We start from the raw sequence: 23,817 nt of genomic DNA, 5'->3' as shown, positions 1-23,817 counted from the left end.
CGCACGTCTTTCATCATGGACGGCACTGAGCGGAATGGCCGGCGCGGTATCCAGGAGACCCCGGGTAGGGCACATTGGCCGGAACACTCCCTGCACCACGGCGCCCATCACGCAGCCCAGATCAGGTCCACAATGCATCCTTCCAGGAGCGTCGTTGGAGATCCTGTGTGTTTGACCGGCCATGTTCCCGTGCTGGACGGATCTTCAATACCGGCACCGGTACCCATCCTGTCCGCAACACCGGTTCCGGCTCTGGCTCCGGATACGGCTCCTGCTCCTGCTCCAGGCAGCGGCGGCGCGGTAGACCTATAGGTGTGCCCCGTTGGGGTGGTGGTCTCAACGGTGTGCGGTCCGCTCTGCCCTGGAGGGTCGGCCGTTCGCGCTTTCCAGCCTGGTGCTTCCTTGGCCTGGTTGCACGCCTCGCAGAGTCCCTGCCCATTCACCATGCTGGTGGGACCGCCGTCCTGATGCGGACGAATATGGTCAAGATGCCGGATCGGTGCCCCGCACCACGGCATTCGGCAGGTCTGGTCGCGTGCCGCAATAAACCGTCCCAGCGAAGCCGGGAACAAGCGCGCCCGGGAATCCATTGCGACTAATTGACCGGTAGTCGGTTCGGTGTAGAGCCGGCGGATCCAGCGTTCTTCCTGCTCGTCTTGCTTTGTTTTCCGCCCTGGGCCCTCTTCCGGTTTGGCGCCACGGGTATCCCGCCCGGCTTCCCGCCCGGGACGACGACCCCTGATCAGATCCCTCGCCCACTGGGCCGGAACGGGGCCGTATCCGGGGACCAGGGCAGGCTCTGAGTCTCCGCCCAGCAGTGTCCGGTCCGACATCACCAGCTGCACTTCCACCTTCATCCGTTCTGCATCTGCCTGCCCGGTGACGCGCTCGACGAGGGTGTCCGCCATAATCTGGCCCCGGCCCCGGCCGTCTCCGGACGCACGCAGCCGGTCCGCTTCTCGGGACAGCGCGGCAAAGACGCCCACCCCCTGGGCGACGGGCAGGAGTCCGGTCAGATAGGTCATGGTGTCCGGTGCGGGACGGCAGGAGACAAAACGCTCCGATTCAGCCTTGGCTGCACGCTTGACCGCTGCTCGCGGATCGAGCCGATAGGCGGCGCCTCTGGCTCGGGAAATGATTTGGCGGTCTCCCAGGGTTTCCAGGACGTCGGGATCTCCGGCGACTTCTTCATCCACCCGCCGCCGGCCCTCGAAGCTCAGGCAGGCGGTTTCGCGGACCAGCAGCGTTGCCCGCCACTCGCTGATCCTCCCCAAGGTCAGGGCCTGCAGCGTGCACGGCATCTCGGAGGTCAGCACCTTCGCGAAGCCCAGCAGCCGCCCGCCGCGGTTAGGCGATTCCCTCCGTACCAAGGCAATCTGGGAGGCAACACCGCGGCCCAGTTCCTCACGCCGCACTCCGGCCTCGACCTGCTTCCGGCGTTGCGAAGCATCAAACAAGGCAGTTGCCCGAGCCTGCGCCGCAGCAGCTGCGGCTTTGAGTTCCTCCAGGGCACGGATCCGGTCAATGAGGTCGCCGTCCTGCTCCCCCACCTGCTCTCGATCACCGTCGGGAAGGCCGTCCGCGTCCTCCGCGAGTACCTCTACCCACGCATTCACCAGCGCGGTGCCGGCAGTCAGGCTGCCGGTCCGCTGATGGCTTTCGGACGGAGAATATTCGAACATGTGTTCGAGTCTATCGGGATCGCGGACTCCGATCTAGGGAACAAATACCTGTTCCACTACCCGTTTTGAGGCTTCTTCCTCCGTCCTCTTTTCGATGCGCCCGTGGGATGAGTTGGCCACTCAGAGCGGCATGAACCCTACCCACCTAGAAAGGAAATTACGACGATTGCGACCAGCAGGGCTGCCTGCCCAGCCAGCGCGAGATTTCCCGGCTCCTTCTTCGCTTTCTTTCCTGCCTTGGACTTTCGGCGCGACTTACCAGTTAGCGACTTACCAGTTAGCGGCTTACCAGGAATAGGCACAACTGGCGCTTCCCGCGCCGGGAGGGGCAGCCGCCGGGGCTGCTCCGCCGTCGTGGATAGCGCTGCCGAGGGTTGCACTGGCCGGGATTGATCGGGCCTCTCCGGGATGGTGGGGTCAGACGTCGGAAGCTCTTCCGGTGGCTCAGCAGCCTCGGTCTCTGCAGCTTCCCCCGCCACACCCCCCGACTTCGAAGTCCGACCCGGCAACTCCGGCCAGTGAAGGACTGCTCCGGCAACAGCCGCAGCCAGCGCGACGACGGCCACCACCCAAAGGACCACGGATCCGGAACTCCACGGGGAGATCAGACGCAGAATTCCCGCAATCGAAGCCACTTCCAACAAACCCGCCAGCAGGGACCTCCGGCTCGGACCGGAGGGCCTCCCCGCCTGCTTCCAGACAGGAAGCGCCACGGACAAAGAGAGCACCACCAGCCAGAGGGCGAGCATCCATGAGACCAGGGTCAGAACCAGAGCCATCAGAGACCTTCCTTCAGCAGGGCCAATGCGGCCTCATCCTGCCCGGCAGCCACGTTGGAGAGGATCAGTACCGCCGTGCCCGCCTCTCGGTCCATCGCCACCATGGCGGAAAAGCCTCCGGTTTGGCCGTTGTGCCACGTCGCAGCGCGCCCGCTCGATGAGGAGACCTGCGTAAACCACGCCAGACCCACCCGCTCGCCACCGCCGTCGCCCTCGCCGCCGTCGCCCTCGCCCATGTCCCAGCGCGGCTCCAGTGCCGCGGAACCCGGTGCCGTCTCCGCCAGCAGCGCTTGAAGGTAAAGCGACATATCCGCTGTGGTAGACCGGATCCCGCCCATCGGCGCCCCGCCGTTGGCGGTCCAGGCAGCGTGCGGCAGTCCGCTTGCAGCCCGCCCGGTCGGAGCATCGGGTCGCAGATTGCCGGCCGTGACCGGAACGTACGTATCCTTCATTCCCAGGGGTTCCAGGATCCGTTCCTGCAGCAGATCGGCGTAGTCCATCCCGGCTTCCTTGGCGAGCAGCTGCCCCAGGAAGGCATAACCGAGGTTGGAGTAAGCCACCGTGCCCCGCCCTCCCAATGACGCGGACTGTGCATGTTCGATAACCTCGGCGGGCGGGGCAGTGTAGGGGTCGCGGCGGAGAGCGGAATTCAGAAACGACGAAACCAACGCACCGGGGTCGGTGGCAAGCCGGGGCAGCCCCGACCGGTGGCTGGCCAGCTCGGCCAAGGTGACGGTGCCGATTTCGGCCTCCGGGTCCCGCAGGTCCGGCCCGAGGATCTCGGCAACGGTGGTCTCCAGGGTCACCTCGCCGCGCTCGACGGCGTCCGCCAGCAGGGCTGCCGTGAACGTTTTGGACACCGATCCGATCTCGAACTCGGTCCGTTCATCGGCACCGAATCCGGCGATCCGCACGGTGCCGTCTTCCAGGTAGGCCACGCTGAGCTTATCGGCGGGTTTCTGCAGCAGCGGCCGGACAGCTTCGGCCAGTGCCGCATCGCCGGAAACCTGCGTCGACAGGCGCGGCGCCCACGGTGCGGCCAGCAGCCCGCAGGCCAGTACAGCGGAAGCGGAAAGGGCGGCGACGGTAATACGTCTGCGTTTGTTCATATCAGTTACCTCCGGAGGCAGCGGTCAGAATGGCGAGCAGTGGAATGACGCGGGCGGGCGGAATCCGGTAGCGGGACCGGGCATGCGGTGCGAGCCAGCCGGCAGCCGTCAGCTGGTGAACGTGGTGATAGATCTGCCCGGACGTCCCAGACCCCAGTTCCTCCACCAGCCCGGCCACGGTCTCGGTTCCGCCGAGCACCGCACGCAGCACAGCCAGGCGGAGGGGATGGCCCAGGGACGCAAGGGTGTCGGCGAACCGGGTCCAGTCGACGTCGAGCAGATGCCCGGTCTCCAGCCCGTACTGGTACTCGTAATGGGCGCCGGCGGCAGTTGTGGCGGTGCCGGTGAACAGCACCGCTCCCGGTTCGGGGTGGCGCTTCCTCACCCCTTCGAGGGCCCAGAACACGTCAGCATCATCGGCGGGCGACGCCGGACCGGCAGCTTCCGCGCGCTGTTCCAGCGCTGCGACACGTGCCTCCAGGGCCTGAAGCCGGGCGTCGTCATCAATGGGCATGGCTAGAGAATTACGTAATTCCAGAATAAATACAAGACTTACGTAATTATTTGTTCGCAGAACCTCGACTTTCCGCAACGGAAACCCTTCCCTTTCCGTTGCGGAAAGTCTAGGCTTCCGTGCATGACACAGGATCACGCCGCCCGCCCCTCCGCCGAAGAAGCACGCCAGGCGCTGGAATCCGTCTCCCAGTCAAAGCAGGCACTGGCCCCGCACGTCAGGTCGCCCGCATGGCTCTATCCCGTCCAGGGCATAGGCATGGGGGTGTTCGTCATCGGCCTGGTCTTCTCCAAGGACGCCGGATGGGCGTCCGCCCTCATTGCGGTGTCCGGAGTGCTCTTCAGCGTCCTGCCGATGCTTCAGACCCGCAGCCGCCTGGTGATTGATGTGTACACCCATCCCGGCAGCCGTGGACTGGCCTGGACGTATGTCGCCGCGTTCGCGCTCATCGCCGTCGCGGCCGTCGTTCTGTACATGACCTTCAAGCTGGCATGGATAGGTTACGGCGCTGCCGTGCTTGTCCTGATGCTCACGCTGGTGATGGGACCGGCCATGGATGCCCGGCTGGCACGCGCGCTGCGGAACGCCGGCTGATGGGCGAGGGATTCAGCGAGGTTATCCATGTGCCGACCCGGCTGCGGATCTGTTCGATCCTTGCCGAAGTGGGCGAAGCTGAATTCGGCGTGCTCCGGGACGCGCTGGACCTGAGCGACTCGGTACTAAGCAAACACGTCAAGGTGCTCGAACAGGCCGGGTTTGTCACCGTGCGCAAAGGTTCCGTGAACGGCCGCACCCGCACCTGGGTGGCGCTGAACAGAGCCGGGCAGAAGGCATTCAAGGCCCATATCGAGGAGCTCCGCAAGCTCGCTGCCGCCGGAGACCTGCTCAACCCATGAAAATCTACAATCCGCAGGTCATCCTGTTCGTCGCCGACGTCGCGCGCGCGGCACGCTTCTACGCGGCCCTCGGCTTCACTGAAGAATTCCGCGCAACCGGAGCAGGGACGGCACCGGTCAAAATCGAAATGTCATTGGACGGCTTCGAACTTGGGCTCGCACTGCCAGGACCGGCGGCCGAAGCCCACGGACTCACCCCGGTCACAGCCGGACACCGCGCGTGCCTCACGCTCTGGACGAACGACGTCGCAGCCGCCTACGCCGCAGCGCTCGAGGCCGGAGCAAAAGACCTTCAAGGACCGCACCCGTTCCTGGACGGAAGACTGCTGGTTGCATTCGTCGAGGACTTCGACGAACATCCGATCCAGCTCGTGGAACGGGAACCTACCAGCGACCGTTCCGGGGCCGAGGCTGGCAGACCGGACAGCTGTACGAGGACCGGTTCATAAACGAATCGCGCCGGATCAGGGTGTGCAGTCCCAGCTCCTCGCAGCGCGGGCAGGGCAGCCCCTCGCGGCCGTAGGCGTTCAGGGAGCGGGAGAAGTATCCGGAGGCGCCGTTGACGTTGACGTAGAGCGAGTCGAAGCTGGTGCCGCCGGCCGCCAGGGCGCGGGTCATCACGTCGCGGGCGGCCTCCACCAGCCGCAGCGCGTCGGCCCGGCGCATGGTGTCCGTGGCACGGGCAAAGTGCATGCGCGCCGCCCACAGGGACTCGTCGGCGTAAATGTTTCCGACCCCGGAAATCAGGCCCTGGTCCAGCAGGGCGCGTTTGATGCCGGTCTTCCTAAGTCGGAGCCGGCGGTAGAACTCGTCAAAGGAAAACGCCGGATCCAGCGGGTCACGGGCAATATGGGCCGCCTCGGCAGCCACAAGCGGCAGCGCTGTCTCGGACAGGCCGCCGGGTTCGCCGTCGGGCGTCGGGACCAGATCGGTGAGGAACATGCCGCCGAAGATCCGCTGGTCCACAAAGCGCAGCTCGTCCGGCATGGCAGCACCGGAGGCATCAGCGGCGGGGCTGAGCGTGAACCGCACCTTCAGGTGCTTTTCGTCCGGGAGTGCGGAGTCTTCCATCAGGAGCTGGCCGCTCATCCCGAGGTGGGCCATCAGCGCAAAGGAGGGCACGACGTCGTCGGCCGCGCCGCCCGGCGAAGCCGCACCGGACGCGACGCCGGAGCCGGACTCAAGCAGCGGCAGCCAGAGGAACTTGCCGCGGCGGACGACGTCGGCCACCACCGCGCCTTCGAGGTTGCCGACGAGGTCGGCCGGCCCGGGCGCGTGGCGCCGCACGGAACGCGGGTCCACCACTTCAACGCCGGTGATGGTGCGGCCGCGGACCCAGGAGGCCAGTCCGCGGCGGACCACCTCCACCTCGGGAAGCTCAGGCATGGCCGGGCGCCCCTAGGCGCCGGCAGCCGTGGTGCCGGCTTCCTTAGCGTTGATCAGCTTCCAGGTCGCAGCCGCGGCTTCCTGCTCGGCTTCCTTCTTGGAGTGGCCGGTGCCGGTGCCGAAGGGCTTGTCGCCGATATGCAGGACGGCCACGTAGCTGCGGGAATGATCGGGACCGGAACCGGAAACCCGGTATTCGATGTCGCCCATTTTCCGGCCGGCGGCGATCTCCTGGATGCTCGTCTTCCAGTCCGTGCCGGCGCCCAGCGCTTCGGCGTTGGACAGCAGCGGCCCCACGAGGCGCATCACCATGCTGCGGGCGGTTTCAATGCCGTGGTCCAGGTAGACGGCACCGATGATCGCTTCGGTGGTGTCGGCAAGGATGGAGGACTTGTCGCGCCCGTTGGTGAGCTTTTCGCCCTGGCCCAGCAGGATGTACTCGCCCAGGCCCAGGTTCCGGGCAATGCCGGCGAGGGCGCGGGTGCTGACGACGGCGGAGCGGCGCTTGGCCAGCTCGCCCTCGGAAAGGTCTGGATTATCCCGGTAGAGCGCATCGGTTACCGAGAACCCCAGAATGGAGTCGCCGAGGAATTCCAGGCGCTCGTTCGTGGGGATGCCGCCCTGCTCGTAGGCGTAGGAGCGGTGCGTGAGTGCAAGACGAAGCGTCCCGGCGTCGATATCGACACCGAGACGCTTCATGAGCTCTTCAGTATTCTTCACTTTTTGGATAAACCCGAAAAGCAGTATTCATGTGCCCGTCCGCAGCACCGTTACTGATGCGCACAACCGGGCCGAACACTGGTCTTAGACGTCCGCGACCTTGCGGCCCTTGTATTCAAGGAACAGCGCAGTGCCGGCGGAGTCGGTGACGACCTTAGCCTGGTGCGGCAGGCTATAGGTGACGCGGCCGTTCTCCACGGTCTTCACCAGGTTGGGCGCGGTCGCCTTCCACTGGGACCGGCGTGCACGTGTATTCGCGCGGGACATTTTCCGCTTCGGAACAGCCACGGCTAACTCTCTTCTCTCTCGTCTGAATCTGTACTTGGTGCCGCAGTATCTTCTGCGGCCGTGCCGGTCAACCCGGCGAGGGCTGCCCAGCGAGGATCCACTACTTCATGGTGGTGACCCGGATCCTCCTCTAGGCGCGCTCCGCATTCGGAGCAAAGGCCTGGGCAGTCTTCCCGGCACACCGGCTGGAACGGCATGGTAAGAACCACTGCGTCCCGCAATACCGGTTCAAGATCGATGACATCTCGCTCGATCCGGTGCTGCTCTTCTTCATCTTCTTCTTCGAAGGACTCAGCGTCCTCGTAGTAGAAGAGTTCCTGCACATCGACTTCTTGGTCATACGCGAGTGGCTTCAGGCACCTGCCGCATTCGCCCTTTACGGGGGCAATTGCTACGCCGGATACCAAAATCCCTTCGTGCACGGCCTCCAACCTTAGATCGAGCTCGAGGCTGGATCCTTCCGGAACGCCGATAAGCGCAACACCGAAGTCTTTCGGTGCCGGTACATGTTCATGCAAGGTCCGCATCGTTCCCGGGCTGCGCCCGAGGTCCCTGACGTTGATAGCCAGGGGAGTTTCCGGATTGGACCGCGAAAATTCGCTAATGAGAACTCCTGTAGAACATAGACCGACATATCATCTTAGCCTGACTTGCCGGAATCTCTCAAACTGCGGCTGCACCGCAGCCAGGGAGCCCATGCGGGCACGCGCTCCACATCCCAGTTTACCCGCCGGCGGCCATCCGGCTAATCGGCGTCCCGAGCCGCTTCCCCGCCGGACGCGGAGCCGTCCCCTACTGTTGGAACGTGACAATCCTCCGCTGGTTCCTGGGGCACCGGCTCCTTCGGCACAGTACGACGGCGGCCGCGTGCCTTTTTGCCGTCTGGCTGCTGGTCGCGTCGATCCTGTTTGTCTACCCCTCCGCCAGTGCCGCCGACCCCGCCCGCGCAGATGCCGTCGTCGTCCTGGCCGGTGCCGGCAGCGAACGCCTGCCCGTGGGACTGGACCTGGTGAAGCAGGGCTACGCGCCGGTGCTGGCCCTGTCCGCCACGTTCACGCCCGGCAACATCCGCACCGATGCGGTCTGCACCGGCAACCGGAACCCGCTGATCGTTTGCTTCAATCCGGAGCCGATGACCACCCGCGGCGAGGCACGGGCCGTCGCCCGCCTGGCGAAGGACCGCGGCTGGACGGACATCATTGTGGTGACGTCCCGCTACCACGTCACCCGCGCGGAGCTGAACCTCGAACAGTGCAGCTCGGTGAACGTCACCATGGTGGAATCACAGCCGGACCTGGGGCCGGGAGACTGGCTGGGCCGCTTCGTGGAGGAAACCGGCGGCGTGGCGGCCGGATTGGTCCGCCCGGCCTGCGCGAATCCGATCTAGCCTGCCTGCAGCTGCTTCAGGACCGCGGCGGGCACGTACTCTGAAACATCCCCGCCCAGTGCCGCCACTTCCTTGATCAGGGAGGACGAGAGGTGGGTGTACCGGCTTTCGGCGGCGAGGAACACGGTTTCGACGCCGGTGAGCTGTCGGTTCATCACGGCCATCGGCAGTTCGTACTGATAGTCCTGCACGGACCGCAGCCCTTTCACCACAGCGGACGCGCCGTGGTCCCGGCAGAACTCGGCCAGCAGCCCCTCCCCCATGGGAACCACGGACACGCCGCGCAGCGAGCCCAAGGTTTCGGCCGCCAGGGCCAGCCGCTCCTCGGCACTGAACCGGTATTTCTTGGCGTAGTTGGTGGACACCGCCACGATGACTTCGTCGAAGAGGCTTGCCGCACGGGCAATGACCTCCACGTGGCCGTTGTGGATGGGGTCAAAGGAGCCGGGGCATACAGCGCGTCGCATAGGTCGAATCTACCGGGTGCCGGCGGGTAATACTTGTTGCATGAGTAACAGCACAGCCGCGTCCCTGCTCCGCGCGCAGACCGGCACCGGAACAGCCGCAGCCCAGCCGTGGCAGCGGACAGCGGCAGGAGCCAACCTGCTCGCAGCGGACGGCAACCTCGGCGTGACCATTTTCGAGGAGATCACGGCCCTGGCCGGACGGCACGGCGCCATCAACCTGGGGCAGGGCTTCCCCGACGAAGACGGCCCAGCCGAAATGCTCGACGCCGCGCGGGCCGCCATTGCCTCCGGCGCCAACCAGTACGCGCCCGGTCAGGGCCTGCCGGTGCTGCGCCATGCGGTCGCGGCGCACCAGGAGCGGTTCTACGGCCTGCGGGTGGACCCGGACACCGAGGTCATTGTCAGCACCGGCGCCACGGAGGCCATTGCCTCGGCCCTGCTGGCCCTGACCGGCCCCGGCGACGAGGTGCTGACCTTCGAGCCGTTCTACGATTCCTACGGCGCGGTCATCGGGCTCAGCGGCGCCACACACACCACCGTCGCCCTGGAGGCACCGCACTTCCTGCCCGCCGACGGCGCCCTCGAGGCAGCGTTCACCGACCGCACCCGCGTGGTCCTGGTCAACAACCCGCACAACCCCACCGGAGCGGTCCTCCCCCGCAGCGTGCTGCAGCAGATCGTGGACCTGGCGGAAAAGCACAACGCCGTGATCGTCACCGACGAGGTCTACGAACACCTGACCTTCGGGCCCGTCCACATCCCGGTAGCAACGCTGCCCGGTGCCGCGGACCGGACCCTGACCATTTCCTCGGCCGGGAAGACCTTCTCCGTCACGGGATGGAAGATCGGCTGGCTCACGGGCCCGGCACCGCTGGTGTCCGCGGTCCGCACGGTCAAGACCTTCCTGAGCTACACCTCCGGCACCCCGTTCCAGTCCGCCGTCGCCGTCGGCCTCGGACTGGATGACGACTACTTCACCGGCGCCGCTGCGGTGCTGCAGGCCAAGCGGGACCTGCTCGGCGCCGGCCTCAGAGCCGCCGGGATGAACGTCCTGCCGTCCTCCGGAACGTACTTCGTCACTGCCGACACCTCGCCCCTGGGCATCACCGACGCCACGGAGCTGGCCCGCCGGCTGCCGGAACTGATCGGGGTGGCGGCCATTCCCGTCGCCGTGTTCTGCCACGCCGAAGGAGCCCGGCGGACCCGGTCCCTGCTGAGATTCGCGTTCTGCAAGAAAACCGAGGTCCTGGACTCGGCCTCCGAGCGCCTTGCGCGGCTGGGCGGTGTGCTGTGAATGCGTCCCGGCTGCTGCGGGGCATCGGCGCCCACGCCACCATCAGCGAGGACGGCTTCACCCCCGGCGCCTATGTGCTGAGCATCGGCGGAGCGGAGCAGTCCCACGTGGATATGGCCCGTCCGCAGGAAATCTCCTACGAGTACCTGCGCCGGATCGGCAACGTCCTGGATCTGGCCGCACCGGCCGGGCAGCCTCTGCGCGCCCTGCATCTGGGCGCCGGAGCGCTGACCCTCACCCGCTACCTGCAGGCCACCCGCCCGGGGTCCGAACAGGTGGCGGTGGAACTGGAACGCGAGCTGCTCGACTTTGTCCTGGCCCATCTTCCGCTGCCGGAGGGGACATCCCTGGAGACGGTGATCGGCGATGCCCGCGAATCGCTGGACCGTTTTGCCGGCCAGTCCTTCGACGCCGTCGTGCTGGACATCTTTGCCGGCCCCGATGCACCCGCGCACCTGGCGACGTCGGACTTCTACGCCGAGCTGGCGGCGCTGCTCTCCCCCGCCGGCGTACTGCTGGTCAACGTCGGCGACGATCCGCCGCTGGCCTTCGCGCGCCGGCAGGTGCGGGAAGTGCAAGCGGCGCTCGGGACGGACGGCGAGGTTGCGGCGCTGGCGCAGCGCGACATGTTCACCGGCCGGTACCCCGGCAACATCGTGCTCGCGGCAACACCGTTCCCCTGGCCCGCCGAGTGGACTCAGCAACTCCTGGCCGCCGGTCCGCACCCGGCGGCGGTACTGACCGGCGAGGACCTGGACGTGTTTGCCGGCTAGGCCTGCGCGGCTTCCGCTTCGTCCTCGCCGGACTCTGCGTCATCGTCGGACGGCTCGGCAAACCACAGCGTGGTCTCGCCGTATTTACGTTCACTGAAGCGCTCCATGCCCTCGGGCCAGACCGGCTCGGGCGAACGCGTGGAGCGTTCCAGCACCACCACGGCGTTGACGGCAAGGTGTCCCGCCAGCGGCGTGAGCACCGTGGCCAGTTCTGCTTCGGTGAAGGCGTAGGGAGGGTCAATGAAGACCACGTCCCAGCGCACATCCGCAGGGACGCGCAGCAGGAAGGTTTCGGCCTTGGCCCGGTGCACGTTCACGCAGGTCCGGGCCAGGATCTTGTTGACGAGCTCGGCGTTCTGCCGGCAGGTGGCGGCGGGCTTGTCGGCGAGTTCCACCAGGTCGACGGCGGTCGCTCCGCGGCTGGCGCTCTCCACGCCCAGCGCCCCGGACCCGGCGAACAGGTCCAGCACGCGGGCTTCCTGCAGGATGCCGTAGGACTCCAGGCGGGAGAAGAGGGCTTCCTTCACCCGGTCCGTGGTGGGACGGGTTCCGTCCCCGGGAACGCTGAACAAGGTGGTTCCGCCGGCAGCCCCGGCAATAATGCGGCTCATGCCTTCACTTTATCCGCTGCCCGGAGCGGGACCGGCCCGGGGGCGGGGCTGAGTACAGCTAGCCGCGTTCCAGGAACGCTTCAGCTTCGGGGTTCAGGGACGCCTCGATCGCTTCGTCCAGGGCCGGGTACTCGCGCAGATCCGGATCCTCGGCCACCAGCGCGACGGCGTCGGCGCGGGCCTTTTCGATGAGCTTCTCATCCTGGACCGCGCGCAGCAGCTTCAGAGTGGACCGGCCACCGGACTGGCTGGCGCCGAGGATGTCCCCCTCGCGGCGCAGCTCGAGGTCCTTGCGGGACAGTTCGAAGCCGTCGGTGGTGGCGGCCACGGCCTCCAGCCGCTCACGGCTCGGATGCCCCGGCTCCAGCTGCGTGACGAGCAGGCAGGTGCCGGGCAGCCCGCCGCGGCCCACCCGGCCGCGCAGCTGGTGCAGCTGGGAGATGCCGAACCGGTCCGCGTCCATAATCACCATGAGCGAGGCGTTGGGCACGTCCACACCCACCTCGATGACGGTGGTGGAGACCAGCACGTCAATGTCGCCGCGGTTGAAGGCGGCCATGGTCTCGTGCTTGTCGTTCGGGTCCAGCCGTCCGTGCAGGGGAGCGATGACCTTGCCGGCGAGCGCCGGGACGGTGGTGAGGTACTCGGTCAGCTCCGTGACGGACGTCAGCTCCTGCCGCTGGGCGCGTTCCTGTCCCGCGGCGGCTTCCTTCGGGTCGAACAGGGCCAGGTCGCTGCCGGGCTCTTCTTCCTTGGCACCGATCTTGGGGCAGACCACATAGACCTGCCGGCCGGCGTCGATCTCTTCACGGGCGCGGGCCCAGATCCGCTGCTCCCACTGGGGCTTCTCGGCCAGCGGCGAGACGTAGGTGGAGATGGGGGCGCGTCCGGCCGGCAGCTCGGTGAGGGTAGAGACTTCCAAGTCACCGAAGACGGTCATCGCGACGGTTCGGGGAATGGGGGTGGCCGTCATGACCAGCAGGTGCGGGGTGCTGTGGCCCTTGGTACGCAGCACATCGCGCTGCTCGACGCCGAACCGATGCTGTTCGTCCACCACCACCAGGCCCAGGTCGGCAAAGGAGACGTGCTCCGACAGCAGGGCGTGGGTGCCGATGATGATGCCGGCGGCACCGCTGGCGGCGTCCAGCATCGCGGTGCGGCGCCCGGCGGTGTTCATCGACCCGGTCAGCAGCACCACCTTGGTGCCGTCCGGGTCTCCGTCCAGCTGTCCGCCGCGGCCCAGCGGGCCGAGCATCGCGCTGATGGACTCGTAGTGCTGGGAGGCCAGGACTTCGGTGGGTGCCAGCAGGGCGGCCTGTCCCCCGGCGTCGATGACCTGCAGCATGGCGCGCAGCGCAACGAGCGTCTTGCCGGAGCCCACCTCGCCCTGCAGGAGGCGGTTCATGGGATGGTCGCCGGCGAGTTCGGCGGACAGGTCCCGTCCGATCTCGGCCTGCCCGTTGGTGAGGGTAAAGGGAAGGGAGGCGTCGAAGCGGTCCAGCAGGCCGCCCGGGACGGCCGGGCGCGCGGTGGCCTCCTCTTCGGCGGTGAGGGCACGACGTCGGGCGAGCGCCGTCTGCAGGACCAGGGCCTCCTGGTACCGGAACCTGTGCCGGGCGGCGTAGGCCTCCTCCATAGTGTTCGGCCGGTGGATCTTGTTGTAGGCATCCGTGATGTCGGGAAGACGGTCCCGCTGCCGGATTGCCGCCGGGATCGGATCGCGCAGCCTGACGGCTTCCATGTTGTCCAGCAGCATCGACACGGACTTCGCGATGGTCGGGCTGGCCACCCTGGCCGAGGCCCGGTAAACGGGGATGGGCCGTTTGGCCTCCTCCTCGTCCACCGAGTCTTCATCCAGGAGAACATAGCTGGGATTGGTCAGCTGCAGCTGCCCCCGGTAGGCGCCCACCTTGCCGGAGAACATGGCCCGGGTGCCGACGGTGAGTTCCTTGGAAGCATTGAATCCGTTGAAAAACGTCAGGTGCAGCTGCCCGAGGCTGCCGTCGGTGTCGTCGGTGACGACCACCTCGACGATTGTCCCCTTGCGGGCCCGCATCTGCCGGCGGTTGTTGCTCTGCACCCGGGCTATCAGGGTGACGTCTTCGTCGAACGGTATTTCGGCGATGGGTGTGAGCTCGCCGCGCTCCAGGTACCGGCGCGGGAAATGGTGGAGCAGATCGCCAACGGTCTTCAGGCCAAGCTGCTTCTCCATGGCATTGGCCGTAACCTTGCCGATCCGGCGGTCCAGCGGAAAGTCGAGTTCGCCGGGAAGCCTAGAGTCCATGGGCCTCGGGGATTTCATTGGTCTCGTGGCCGTCCGCGGACAACTCCGTAATCGTCAGGTTCACGGGATCCCCCAGGCTGCGCAGCAGATCAATGGCGGCGCCGGCGTCGGGCGTGTGGACGTGGATGCGCCAGCGGTAGCCATCCCCTACCGGGCTGACGGCGCTCATGATGACCGAGTCGCCCAGCTCGTCCAGCTGCAGCCGCAGGGTTGCGGCATCCAGCGGGCTCAGAGTGATGGTGCACATGACTTCCACGCCTTCCATGCGGGGCATGTGGGCGTGGATGTGCGGGTCCTGGACGTCGTAGCCGTGCAGCCCGTCCAGCAGCTCTTCCTGCAGCTCCTCCCCGAGGGCGGCGGCGCGCAGGGCGTCCAGCACCAGCAGGAAGCCGACACCGCCGGCGTCGACGACGCGGGCACGGGTGAGCGCATCGAGCTGGCTCTCGGTATGGATGACGGCGGCCAGGGCCGCGTCCATGATGGCGTGCAGGGTCAGAGCGAGCCCGGCATTGCTGTCGTCGCCGGTGACGGCTGCTTCGCTGTCCGAGGCGGCGTGGGCGGCTGCTTCCAGGACGGAGAGCATGGTGCCAGGCACCGGATCGCTGAGCACGGACCAGGAGCGCAGCTGTGCACGCTGCAGGGCGGTGGCGAGGAGAGGTGCGGAGAGCCGGGTTGCGCCGGCCAGGGGTTCCGCCATGGAGGTCAGGAAGACGGAAAACAGGGTTCCGGAGTTGCCGCGTGCCGATTCCATGGCGGCCCGGCCAGCGGTTTCCAGCAGGGCACCGATGTCGGCAGTGTCTTTCTCTGCGGCGGCCTTGGATGCGGCACGGAGCGTCAGGTAGAGGTTGGTGCCGGTGTCGCCGTCGGCCACGGGGAAGATATTGATGGCGTTGAGGCGGTCGCTGTGGTTGCCCAGGGAGACCTCTGCGTTGCTCAACCATCGCTTCAGCGCTTGCGCGTTGGCGGTGATTTTAGTCTGCAAAGTAATCCCGATTCCTGCTTGCGTAGGTGCCTTTGGTGGTGCTGGTGCCGCTCATTAGCGCCCGTCCCGTCCGGTCTTCGCCGTCATTGCCGCTAACCGTCTATGTCATTAGGAAGCCTACCGCAGGGCACTGACAGAAGCCGATAACGATTTGCTGCCGGTTGGTGCTGCGGCAGCGGCTGCGTTCCGTGGCTGCTGAACGGTCTGTCACCGGCACATTCGTCACCAGCCAGCCGTTCGGACATCCACTCGACACGACGCGCGTAAGGCGTCCTTATGTCCTAGGTATATAGCGGCCCCTTTCCAAGTAATTAGAGACGATTTTAGAGATATTTCGAAAACGCCGAGGAAAGAATTTGGGATAAACTAAGGCAAATTCGCGCGCGAGTTGTAGCCGGGGGTCTCCTTGCCAGTCATCATGCCAATCTACGGTACCCGTCCCGAGGCGATAAAGATCGCTCCAATCATTGCCGAACTAAAGCGCGCCCGCGCCTTGGAATGTTTCATAACCGTGACCGGACAACATCGCTCGATGTTGGATCAGGTGAACGCGGTTTTTGGGATTATTCCCGACCACGACCTCAATATTTTTGAGCCCGGGCAGTCGCTCAATGACATACTTTGCCGCACCGTGACCGGGCTCGATAAGCTCTTCGCCGTGAACCGGCCTGATGCCGTGGTGGTCCAAGGCGACACAACTACTTCCACCGGCGCGGCACTGGCGGCTTTCCACCGGGGTATTCCAGTGGTCCATGTTGAAGCGGGCCTTCGCAGCGGTAACCCCCTGTCCCCGTTCCCGGAGGAGGGCAACCGGAAGATCACCTCGCAGCTGGCCGCCCTCCACCTGGCCCCGACGGAGAGCAGCCGTGCAAACCTCCTGGCGGAGAACATCCCCCCGGACGACATTGTTGTCACCGGAAACACCGTGATAGATGCACTGCTGGCTACGGTCGAGAAAAAGGTACGTTTCACCAATCCACTGTTGGAGTCCCTGGCGGCCTCCAGCCGGCGGGTCATGCTTGTCACAACCCACCGGAGGGAAAACCAGGGTGCGGCCATGAACAGCATCGGCCGGGCTCTCGCCCGTATCGCCGCAGCAGAGCCGGACCTGACGATTGTCCTACCCCTCCACAGCAATCCCCTGGTGCGCGGTGCAGTGCTTCCCTATTTGGTGTCGTTGGGCAACGTCCTTGTCACGGAGCCGCTGGCATACGGAGAGTTCATCCGGCTGCTGTCGAGGGCCGACATCATCCTGACGGATTCCGGCGGAGTACAGGAAGAGGCTCCCAGCCTCGGAACACCCGTGCTTGTCATGCGGGACAACACGGAACGGCCTGAAGCGGTGGAGGCAGGCGTGGCAAGACTCATTGGCACCGGTGAGGACAGGATCGTCAGCGAAGTCGGCTGGCTGCTGCACAACCGTGAGCACTACGATTCGATGGCTGAGGCCATCAACCCGTACGGAGACGGGACAGCGGCGAAACGGAGTGTCGAGGCCATCAAGGCACTGGTGAGCAGTGACCGCTTCTCAAACGCTGTGCGCTGATGCCTGTGCCCTACCTACCAGCCACTCCCTGCAAAACCGCAGCCCATTCGCCCATGAACCTGTCTTTGGACAATGTCTCCTGAATACGCCTGGCTTCATCCGCCATGCGCAGCGCCATGGACTTATTCGACAGACCCAAAATCACGGCATCCGACAGCTCCCGCTCGTTTCCGGCTTCAACCAGAAATCCGTTGATACCGTTATCGATCATCTCCCTCGGTCCGTACTTGATGTCGTACGCAACGGGAATGCATCCTGCAGCCATACTCTCGGCCAAGGACAAACAAAACCCCTCATAGTCCGAGGCGACTATGGACACCGCCGCGCTGAGGAAGGCGTCTTGTGCGTCTGCCGTGAAGCCGGCGATCGATACAGATCCGGCCAGGCCCAGGTCCGCGATTTGCTTGCGCATCTCCCCCTCCTCGGCACCGCGGCCGTAAAACACCAGCTTGGCGTCCGGGACGGCATGCACGATCCGCTGGAAGGCACGGATGGCCGCCAGCTGTCCCTTGATCTTATGAAAACGCCCCACCATAACCACAAGGTTGGGGTCACGCTCGCGAAAGCGCGATACGGGCGGAACGAAATGGGGTATGACATGGACCGACGACATCATGCCAAACTGCTTCCAAATATCCTGGCGTTGTTCCGCAGTGAGAACAACCAGATCCCGGCCGTCGCTGAGATGGTTCATCAGGTCGGCCATTTCAGGCCGCACCCGGCTCCCGTAACGGTGCGGAAATGAAAAATGGTTGTTATGCAGCGTATAGATAACGCGGGCGTTGTTTTCGTCCACCAAGGCATCGAGAGCTTTACGCCTCACGCCGTACTCCGAAATTATGACGGGCTCTGACTCTCCGGACAACACATGCGACTGCATCCAGAACCGGAACACCTGGACCATGTCCCGGTACATAAAACTGCGTGCCGACCGCGGATACAGTTCACATCCGAGGACCCGCTGCGTTGCTTCTTCGCGGGATTCCTCCAAATAGCACGTTCCGTTACGATCCAGATACTGCACCACCCTCGGCTTTCCCGCTGTACCAATGTGCTCCACTTTGCAGGCAGCGCCCGCCCTGTCGTGCCAGACCCTTCGGTCCCAGACTCCGGCGTTTAGGTGGTCGACGAAGAGCACGCGGTCATCCCGAAGCAACACCCGATGCCGGTACTCGCCACCGAATCTTCCCACCAGCATGTCCGGCTTCTCCTCCGGGGAAACGTAGGTCCACCCCTGCGTCCCCAGCGGGCTCTCGTAGTGGACATCGGCAGGGTAATTATCGTGGCCGGCAAGGTCGTGATACATGTACCGGACAGAGATGTCTTTTCCGATCCTTCCCCGGCGCCCCAGCTCCTGCACTTCCGCATCGAAATCAGCTGAAAAATGGTCGACAAGAATCTGCGTTTGAATACCGGCTTCCGCAAATGCTTCTGCCCGGCGAAGGACTGACATGGCAAGGCCCGTCGGCCTCCCCGGAAGCACTCCGAACATAACGACATATACCCGATTTATCATTGAACCGGATCCCTTTCCCTAAAGTGCTGAGACCGAAGTGGCTGAGGCGGCCGCATTCAGGCTTTGGCATACACAAGGCTTCTGCATATTCCTTTGTACCTGCTGTTGACTAAGCCTGCGGGCGGACTATGATCGGGCCATGGTAATCCTGAATACGCTCGCGCCGTACAGTGACGAGAATGGCAACCAGATTATTTATGGGGGGCGCGAAGTCCCCAATGTCCGGATCGAATTCACCGGGTCCGGCAACCGCTTCGAAATCGCGTCCGAAGTCAGGCTGGGAAAACTCAATGTTGCCTTCGACTGCGATAACGGCACCCTTCAAATGGCAGGGAACCGATTCGGAGTGTTCTCGGCCTTTATCCGCATCGGACAGGATTCCCTGGTCAGTCTGGGTCAGGATCTGACCACCACGAATACCTGCGTCATTTCCGCTGTCGAAGGTACCTCCGTTCTGATCGGAAACGATGTCATGCTGGCAAGCGATAACGAGATCCGGGCCGATGACGGGCATGCGATTTTTGATGTTGCCACCGAACAGCGTGTCAATTGGTCCAAGGACATCGCCATCGGCAACCATGTCTGGGTGGCCAAACGTGCTGTCCTGCTGAGCGGTGCACAGGTGGGTGACGGAAGTGTTGTCGGCTTCGGCTCCCTGGTCACAGGCAGGATTCCTAACAACTGCGTCGCCGCCGGGATACCCGCTCGTGTCACCCGGCGGGATGTGGCCTGGGAGCGGCCGCATCTTTCCCGTGCGAGGCCGTTCTACAAGCCCGATGCCAGCACTGTCACAAAATCTCCGTATTGGAGTACAACCGCAGACGGCGTCCACGGTGGCCCGTTCGCTGCGGTGGTGGAATCCGGCGACGAGGTATTTGTAGTGCAGTTCCCTTCCGAGTCCGAGGCGAGGCTCTGGGCGGAACAGCACGGCGATGCCAATATCCGGATAAGCCCGCTCATGAAGCCGGGAACAGCAGCAAAACACATGGCGCCGATGGACGAAGAGCAGGCTTCCCGGGCCTGAACGAGCACCGCTACGGCAGCGCATCCTTAGAGGGCTTCCGTAGCGAACTTCTCCAGGGCCTCTTTCTGGTACACCTCATAGTCGAAGGGGTGATGCGGCACCTCTCCCCTGAAGAACCGCCTGAATCCATCCGCCAAACCTTCAATGCTGTTCTTCACCAAGAGGCCATAGCCACCCTCAAGCACACTGCGCGGACCCACCACGTCTGTAGAAATCACCGGACGGTCCAGGATCAGTGCCTCCAGGACAACCAGCCCCTGGCCTTCGTAGTCTGACGAGAAGACAAAACAATCGGCGTTCTTGAGGACCGCGAAGGGGTTAGCACGCCGGCCCGCGAGCAGAACCTGCCGGCTGATACCCAGGCTGTCAATCAACTGCTGCAGCCTGTCCTGCAACGGCCCGTCGCCGAGGATTGCAAGTTTGGCCTCCGGATGTTCGGCGGCCACTGCGGCGAAAGCGCGGATCAGCTTTGCATGCCCCTTTTCAGGTGACAGCCGCCCCAGGGTTACAAACAGCGCATCGCCTTCCCGAACCCAGTTTGCAATATCCCGGTCCAGAGGTTCCTCAGCCATGCGTAAGGTTTCATATGGGTTCACCAGGTTGTTGCAGAACGTGAAGGCGGCCGGATCGAGGTTGAAATGCCCAGCCAGTTGGCGTGTGTTTTCTTCTGCCACGCTCTTTGTCACCGAGATCAGCGAGTCGAACTTGCCGTACAGACGAAAATTCGCCTCAAGATATTCAAAACGATTTTTCCACTCTCGGTACATATCGTTGTGGAGGTATACCGACTTTTTGGCGGATTCCAACGGTGCGCTCCCGAGAAGTGCGACCCAAAAACGTGCATATCCTTCGAAGCAGATCACCGAATCGAATGACGCCGATCCGAACACGCGGAGAAATTCCCGAGCAAAAGCCCGGTCGATGATGTCCCACATCTCCTGGCTATCGACGGCATGCTGTGTGTTCAGCTTGTCGACCACCCAGCGCTCCTCGGGCGTCAGGACGTGGGTTCCCACCCGTGCCAGCACCCGGACATGCTCCGGGTTCTGCGCAAATTTTTCGAGACGGGCTGGCTGCGAGGCCAACGCCTCTGGATCAACAACCACATATACGTTGTTTTCTTCCCGGTCTATGTGCGAGGCCAGATTCAGGTATGAGGATGTGATGCCGTTCGGGAGGAAGGAACCTTGGAACAGCAGCACGTTTCGCTTGGCGTCCTGCTTGTTCGGCACATCGAAGCCGGTGGCCTCAAAGAAGAAATACTCCAGAACTCTCGAGGTAGCCTGGCCGTCTTCGCGAGGACAGAACTTCTGTTTCGCAGCGGCCCATACTTCGTCATCGTTGGCAGAGGATCCAATGGTCAATCCGTGCGTCACGTGTTCAATCACCGATTCGGCGTTGTAACAGACGTGGCCCGGCAGGGCATCCATGTCAAAGTACAGGCCTCGTTCCGCGTCGTACTCCTCACGGTCATAGGCGTAGTAGATGATGGGCCGGCCGGTAGGAATAAAATCGAAAAAGATGCTCGAATAGTCCGTGATCAGCACATCCACGACAGCCAGCAAATCATTGGTGTCGATCGCAGCCGGAACCGTATGGGCTGCCAGGAGCTTGCCGCTGGCCTGATCGCTTGTCATGACGTGGCCGCGGTAGAGCAAATGCCACTTTTCCGACCGAAGAGCCTCTATGTCATTGAGCAGACGCTTATTATCCAGCTTCCGGTCTGCCAGGTCTCCGCGCCAGGTGGGCGCATAGAGAACGACTTTCTTATCGGCCGGTATTCCCAGACGCTGCCTTAGTTCGTCCCGCTGTGTGCTGCCGGCGCCGAGGGTGGCATCAATCCTGGGATATCCGGTGACAGCCAATCTTCCGCTGTAAAGGCCGGCGATATCGTATCGATCCAATAAACAGTCGGCGGTGAAGTCATTGGGAGCAATCATGTGTGTTGCATGAAGGAAGTTTCTCGCGGCGTTCTTGTGTTGTAGCACACCACCCTTAATGTCGCGTCCCAGCGTTTTGAGCGGTGTGCCGTGCCAGGTATTCAGATACTTCTGCTCTGGGCGGCGAATGAAATACGGAGGAAAGGTATTGTCATTTATTAGATAACCGGCGGTCGCCAAGTAGCGCAGGTATAGGTCACTGTCCCGCTGGACGACTATCAGGTCCGGATTGCCTCTGAACTCGGCGGGGAAGGCCTCGTCGTCGTTCATTACCCAGACGTGTGTGAAACCAGCGAAGCGGGCGTCGCGGACGACCGCACGGTAAAGCTGAAGGGGGTTACCGGAGGCAGCGGCTCCGTGGGAGCTTTCATACATAATCGTCCGGTTGCGTATCTCCAGCGTCTCCATGTACTCCGTGTAGGCCATCCCCAGCTGGTGCTGCCTTTGTTTCATGTACTGCGCCGTGTCAACACCGTGAGCGCGCTTGAACTGCCGGATCTCGGCGAAGGCGGCGCACGCATCCTGGTAGTTCCCTGCCCGCATCAAGGCGCAGCCCAACCTGAAGTACCGCTCGGAAGAATAGGTACTGGTCCGTTCAACGGAGGCTAGATATGCATCAGCCGCGACAGAGTGGCAACCGTACTGTTCGGCTCGCTGGCCGAACTCGAAGAGAAGCTGCCCGGATTGTGCTGCCTTCAACGCGGCCAGGTCCCGTTCCAAGGCCTTGGTCAGGTATCGATGTGCGTTCTCTTCCGCAGGGCGAGGCATGCTGCCGTCCTCAACGGACAGGAAATAGGCAATACAGGCTTCCTCATATTGCCCCTGGAGCCTGAGCACGTGCCCGAGCCGGTATTTCCAGTATTTGCTTGCCGGTGCCGGGTCGGCGAGTACGCGGCCATAGGCTGCTTCCGCCCCCTGCAGGTCTCCCAGCCGTTCGAGGGACAGACCAAGCCTCCAGTACAGCTTTGCTGACCGCGGGCTGACTTGGATCCCGGCTCGGAACGCTTCAGCTGCCCCGGCCCAGTCGTAGATCTTTTGCCTCGCAACCCCGAGCCGATAATGCAACTCCCCTGAATCAGGCCTGATGCTCAGCGTTTTGGCGTACGCATTAGCTGCGAGCCTCCACTGTCCTTTGGCTTCGAAAAAAACACCGACTCCGAAGTCCTTTGCTCCGAGGCGTTTGTCACAGGCGACTGCGCCGTGAAGTGCCTGGTCCGCTTTGGCTGCCTTCCCGGCGAGCTGCCAGGCCCATCCCTCCTTGAAATGAAGGTTCGCGTCTTGTGCCTGCAGGGCTGTGCTCCGTGCGTAGGTTCCGCCGGCTTGTTCGTACCGGCCCATTTTGAAATAGGCATCACCTAGGCGCTCCGCCCAGCGGTAATCAGTGGAGTGGAACGCCAGGCCGTCCTCGAGCACCTCGGTGATTTGCCACGTCGGCCCCTTGCCCTTGACCACGGCGTCCAACTCCATCCTGCTAAGTGCCGCTTCACAGGCTTCAACGCGGTGAAGCCAACCGGCCTGCCCGGGCTGCAGGTCCAGCGCCGCCCGGTAGTGTGCCAGGGCGCCGTTGTACTGCTTTTGCCGCTCCATAACGAAGCCCAGGCGGTAGTGCCAGGCAGCATTTCCGGGCTCCAGGTGCACCGCCCGTTCCAGGAGGGGGCGCGCCTCGTCCAGTCGGTTGAGGCGGAAGTAAGCATGCCCCAACCTGAACACCACTCTTGCATCGTGGTTCTCCCCGCCGCGGAGAATACGGGCATACGCAGCCGCAGCGGCGTCCCACTCGTCTTTCTTCTCCAGATTCCTCGCATGCGCGTAGAGCGCCTGCCATCCGATCATGTTTCCCCCACCCGCAGTATTCGGCTGCCGTTGCCCAAGCTTTGATCGAATGCTCATGCCGGGATGGATTTGGCTACCGCTATACGTTCATTCGCCCTGGTCAGGTCCTCAGCGAAATCCACTTCAACGGCGTAGAAGCTGCTGATATCCACCGGGAGGTATTCGGCTCCGTCGTCCGCGATGGCCAGTTCAATCCCTCGTTCGAAGTACTCATGGTCCGGCACAGAGACCAAGCGGTCGATCAGGCCCTGCTTGTCTGCAGAAGAGACATAATTGATTCCGATCGCTTCACCCAGCGCGTTCTTCACCGTCTTGGACAGCTGGTCGATGAATCCCTTCCGATCGACCGTATATTTGATCTCTTCCTCGGACACGGTAGATGTATCGACTGCCACGAAAGAGCGGTCTGCGACAATGTAATCGCGAAGGTATTCGAGCATTCCCGGCTCGAATACCACATCACCGTTCATCCACAGGACGCCGTCGCTGCTGGAATTACGCAGGGCCTTGAGAAGACTCTTGGAGGTATTTGTCTCGCCGTAGGCTTCGTTATACACAAATGAAGCATCCGGGACATGCTCCATAATCTCGCGGAGTTTGTAGCCGACGACGATCGTGAGGCGAAGGCTCCCGCCGAATGCTGCCTGCAGGTTATCCACCTGCTGCCTCATGATCGTCCGACCGTCATCCAGACGCGTCAGTGACTTAGGGTGCGGGCGCGCCAGCCTGGTTCCCAATCCTGCTGCAAGAATTACGGTTTGCACAGTCATTTGGTTGTCCTGTTCC

The 23,817-nt window shown here is 63.7% G+C and carries 22 protein-coding genes; 8 read left to right on the top strand and 14 right to left on the bottom strand.

Annotated elements, in window-relative coordinates:
* Nucleotides 1-107 precede the first annotated feature (107 nt).
* From NNX37_RS06965 to NNX37_RS06955, 3 genes are all read right to left on the bottom strand, one after another.
* Complete coding sequence (locus NNX37_RS06965; protein WP_255791600.1) at nucleotides 108-1,682, bottom strand: HNH endonuclease; 1,575 nt, start codon at nucleotides 1,680-1,682, stop codon at nucleotides 108-110.
* A gap of 778 nt (nucleotides 1,683-2,460) precedes the next feature.
* The gene (locus NNX37_RS06960) at nucleotides 2,461-3,570 is read right to left on the bottom strand and encodes a serine hydrolase domain-containing protein (protein ID WP_255791599.1); all 1,110 of its coding nucleotides are present in this window, start codon (nucleotides 3,568-3,570) and stop codon (nucleotides 2,461-2,463) included.
* Nucleotide 3,571: 1 nt separating this feature from the next.
* The gene (locus NNX37_RS06955) at nucleotides 3,572-4,084 is read right to left on the bottom strand and encodes a winged helix-turn-helix domain-containing protein (protein ID WP_255791598.1); all 513 of its coding nucleotides are present in this window, start codon (nucleotides 4,082-4,084) and stop codon (nucleotides 3,572-3,574) included.
* A gap of 123 nt (nucleotides 4,085-4,207) precedes the next feature.
* On the opposite strand from NNX37_RS06955, the gene NNX37_RS06950 reads away from it, so the two are divergent.
* Genes NNX37_RS06950 through NNX37_RS06940 form a run of 3 tightly spaced genes read left to right on the top strand, consistent with a single transcriptional unit; the run spans nucleotide 4,208 to nucleotide 5,429 of the window.
* Nucleotides 4,208-4,678, top strand: a complete 471-nt coding sequence (locus NNX37_RS06950) for a hypothetical protein (RefSeq protein ID WP_255791597.1) — start codon at nucleotides 4,208-4,210, stop codon at nucleotides 4,676-4,678.
* On the top strand, nucleotides 4,678-4,980 hold the full coding sequence (locus NNX37_RS06945; protein WP_255791596.1) for a transcriptional regulator: 303 nt from the start codon (nucleotides 4,678-4,680) through the stop codon (nucleotides 4,978-4,980). The genes NNX37_RS06950 and NNX37_RS06945 overlap by 1 nt, the downstream gene beginning before the upstream one ends.
* Nucleotides 4,977-5,429: a VOC family protein gene (locus NNX37_RS06940; RefSeq protein WP_255791595.1), complete on the top strand. Its 453-nt coding sequence runs from the start codon at nucleotides 4,977-4,979 to the stop codon at nucleotides 5,427-5,429. The genes NNX37_RS06945 and NNX37_RS06940 overlap by 4 nt, the downstream gene beginning before the upstream one ends.
* On the opposite strand, the gene mutM is transcribed toward NNX37_RS06940, so the two are convergent.
* From mutM to NNX37_RS06920, 4 genes are all read right to left on the bottom strand, one after another.
* A complete protein-coding gene (gene mutM, locus NNX37_RS06935; RefSeq protein WP_255791594.1) occupies nucleotides 5,365-6,366 on the bottom strand; it encodes a bifunctional DNA-formamidopyrimidine glycosylase/DNA-(apurinic or apyrimidinic site) lyase in 1,002 nt (333 codons plus the stop codon). The two genes, NNX37_RS06940 and mutM, sit on opposite strands and share 65 nt — an antisense overlap.
* 12 nt (nucleotides 6,367-6,378) lie before the next feature.
* Complete coding sequence (gene rnc, locus NNX37_RS06930) at nucleotides 6,379-7,086, bottom strand: ribonuclease III (RefSeq protein WP_255791593.1); 708 nt, start codon at nucleotides 7,084-7,086, stop codon at nucleotides 6,379-6,381.
* An 84-nt stretch (nucleotides 7,087-7,170) separates the two neighbouring features.
* Nucleotides 7,171-7,374: a 50S ribosomal protein L32 gene (gene rpmF / locus NNX37_RS06925; RefSeq protein WP_146364453.1), complete on the bottom strand. Its 204-nt coding sequence runs from the start codon at nucleotides 7,372-7,374 to the stop codon at nucleotides 7,171-7,173.
* Nucleotides 7,375-7,376: 2 nt separating this feature from the next.
* On the bottom strand, nucleotides 7,377-7,943 hold the full coding sequence (locus NNX37_RS06920) for a YceD family protein (protein ID WP_255791645.1): 567 nt from the start codon (nucleotides 7,941-7,943) through the stop codon (nucleotides 7,377-7,379).
* A gap of 236 nt (nucleotides 7,944-8,179) precedes the next feature.
* On the opposite strand from NNX37_RS06920, the gene NNX37_RS06915 reads away from it, so the two are divergent.
* The gene (locus NNX37_RS06915; protein ID WP_255791592.1) at nucleotides 8,180-8,761 is read left to right on the top strand and encodes a YdcF family protein; all 582 of its coding nucleotides are present in this window, start codon (nucleotides 8,180-8,182) and stop codon (nucleotides 8,759-8,761) included.
* On the opposite strand, the gene coaD is transcribed toward NNX37_RS06915, so the two are convergent.
* Entirely contained in the window at nucleotides 8,758-9,228 is a 471-nt protein-coding gene (gene coaD, locus NNX37_RS06910) for a pantetheine-phosphate adenylyltransferase (protein ID WP_255791591.1), read from the bottom strand. The two genes, NNX37_RS06915 and coaD, sit on opposite strands and share 4 nt — an antisense overlap.
* A 40-nt stretch (nucleotides 9,229-9,268) precedes the next feature.
* Between coaD and NNX37_RS06905 the strand changes: the two genes are divergently transcribed.
* Together NNX37_RS06905 and NNX37_RS06900 are read left to right on the top strand one after the other, a co-directional pair.
* Entirely contained in the window at nucleotides 9,269-10,522 is a 1,254-nt protein-coding gene (locus tag NNX37_RS06905) for an aminotransferase class I/II-fold pyridoxal phosphate-dependent enzyme (RefSeq protein WP_255791590.1), read from the top strand.
* A complete protein-coding gene (locus tag NNX37_RS06900; RefSeq protein ID WP_255791589.1) occupies nucleotides 10,519-11,295 on the top strand; it encodes a spermidine synthase in 777 nt (258 codons plus the stop codon). Before NNX37_RS06905 ends, NNX37_RS06900 begins: the two co-directional genes overlap by 4 nt.
* On the opposite strand, the gene rsmD is transcribed toward NNX37_RS06900, so the two are convergent.
* Genes rsmD through NNX37_RS06885 form a run of 3 tightly spaced genes read right to left on the bottom strand, consistent with a single transcriptional unit; the run spans nucleotide 11,292 to nucleotide 15,139 of the window.
* Nucleotides 11,292-11,906 (bottom strand): 16S rRNA (guanine(966)-N(2))-methyltransferase RsmD, encoded by a 615-nt coding sequence (gene rsmD / locus NNX37_RS06895; protein WP_255791588.1) that lies wholly within the window; start codon nucleotides 11,904-11,906, stop codon nucleotides 11,292-11,294. The genes NNX37_RS06900 and rsmD overlap by 4 nt on opposite strands.
* A 58-nt stretch (nucleotides 11,907-11,964) precedes the next feature.
* Nucleotides 11,965-14,190 (bottom strand): ATP-dependent DNA helicase RecG, encoded by a 2,226-nt coding sequence (locus NNX37_RS06890; RefSeq protein ID WP_255791587.1) that lies wholly within the window; start codon nucleotides 14,188-14,190, stop codon nucleotides 11,965-11,967.
* Entirely contained in the window at nucleotides 14,180-15,139 is a 960-nt protein-coding gene (locus tag NNX37_RS06885; protein ID WP_255791644.1) for a DAK2 domain-containing protein, read from the bottom strand. Before NNX37_RS06885 ends, NNX37_RS06890 begins: the two co-directional genes overlap by 11 nt.
* Before the next feature lie 439 nt (nucleotides 15,140-15,578).
* On the opposite strand from NNX37_RS06885, the gene wecB reads away from it, so the two are divergent.
* Nucleotides 15,579-16,718 (top strand): non-hydrolyzing UDP-N-acetylglucosamine 2-epimerase, encoded by a 1,140-nt coding sequence (gene wecB / locus NNX37_RS06880; protein WP_255791586.1) that lies wholly within the window; start codon nucleotides 15,579-15,581, stop codon nucleotides 16,716-16,718.
* A gap of 10 nt (nucleotides 16,719-16,728) precedes the next feature.
* Here wecB and NNX37_RS06875 read toward each other — a convergent pair whose 3' ends face one another.
* On the bottom strand, nucleotides 16,729-18,171 hold the full coding sequence (locus NNX37_RS06875) for a glycosyltransferase (RefSeq protein ID WP_255791585.1): 1,443 nt from the start codon (nucleotides 18,169-18,171) through the stop codon (nucleotides 16,729-16,731).
* Between the two features lie 202 nt (nucleotides 18,172-18,373).
* On the opposite strand from NNX37_RS06875, the gene NNX37_RS06870 reads away from it, so the two are divergent.
* Complete coding sequence (locus NNX37_RS06870) at nucleotides 18,374-19,258, top strand: acyltransferase (RefSeq protein WP_255791584.1); 885 nt, start codon at nucleotides 18,374-18,376, stop codon at nucleotides 19,256-19,258.
* A 26-nt stretch (nucleotides 19,259-19,284) separates the two neighbouring features.
* On the opposite strand, the gene NNX37_RS06865 is transcribed toward NNX37_RS06870, so the two are convergent.
* Together NNX37_RS06865 and NNX37_RS06860 are read right to left on the bottom strand one after the other, a co-directional pair.
* Nucleotides 19,285-23,088, bottom strand: coding sequence for a CDP-glycerol glycerophosphotransferase family protein (locus tag NNX37_RS06865; RefSeq protein ID WP_255791583.1), 3,804 nt, complete (start codon nucleotides 23,086-23,088; stop codon nucleotides 19,285-19,287).
* Entirely contained in the window at nucleotides 23,085-23,801 is a 717-nt protein-coding gene (locus NNX37_RS06860) for a phosphocholine cytidylyltransferase family protein (RefSeq protein WP_255791582.1), read from the bottom strand. Before NNX37_RS06860 ends, NNX37_RS06865 begins: the two co-directional genes overlap by 4 nt.
* Between the last annotated feature and the right edge of the window lie 16 nt (nucleotides 23,802-23,817).

Origin of the sequence: Arthrobacter zhaoxinii, assembly GCF_024385505.1 — a bacterium.
GTDB classification, from domain to species: domain Bacteria; phylum Actinomycetota; class Actinomycetes; order Actinomycetales; family Micrococcaceae; genus Arthrobacter_B; species Arthrobacter_B zhaoxinii.
Note: the sequence above shows the minus strand (reverse complement) of the source record. Positions and strands in the feature narration are given on the sequence as shown.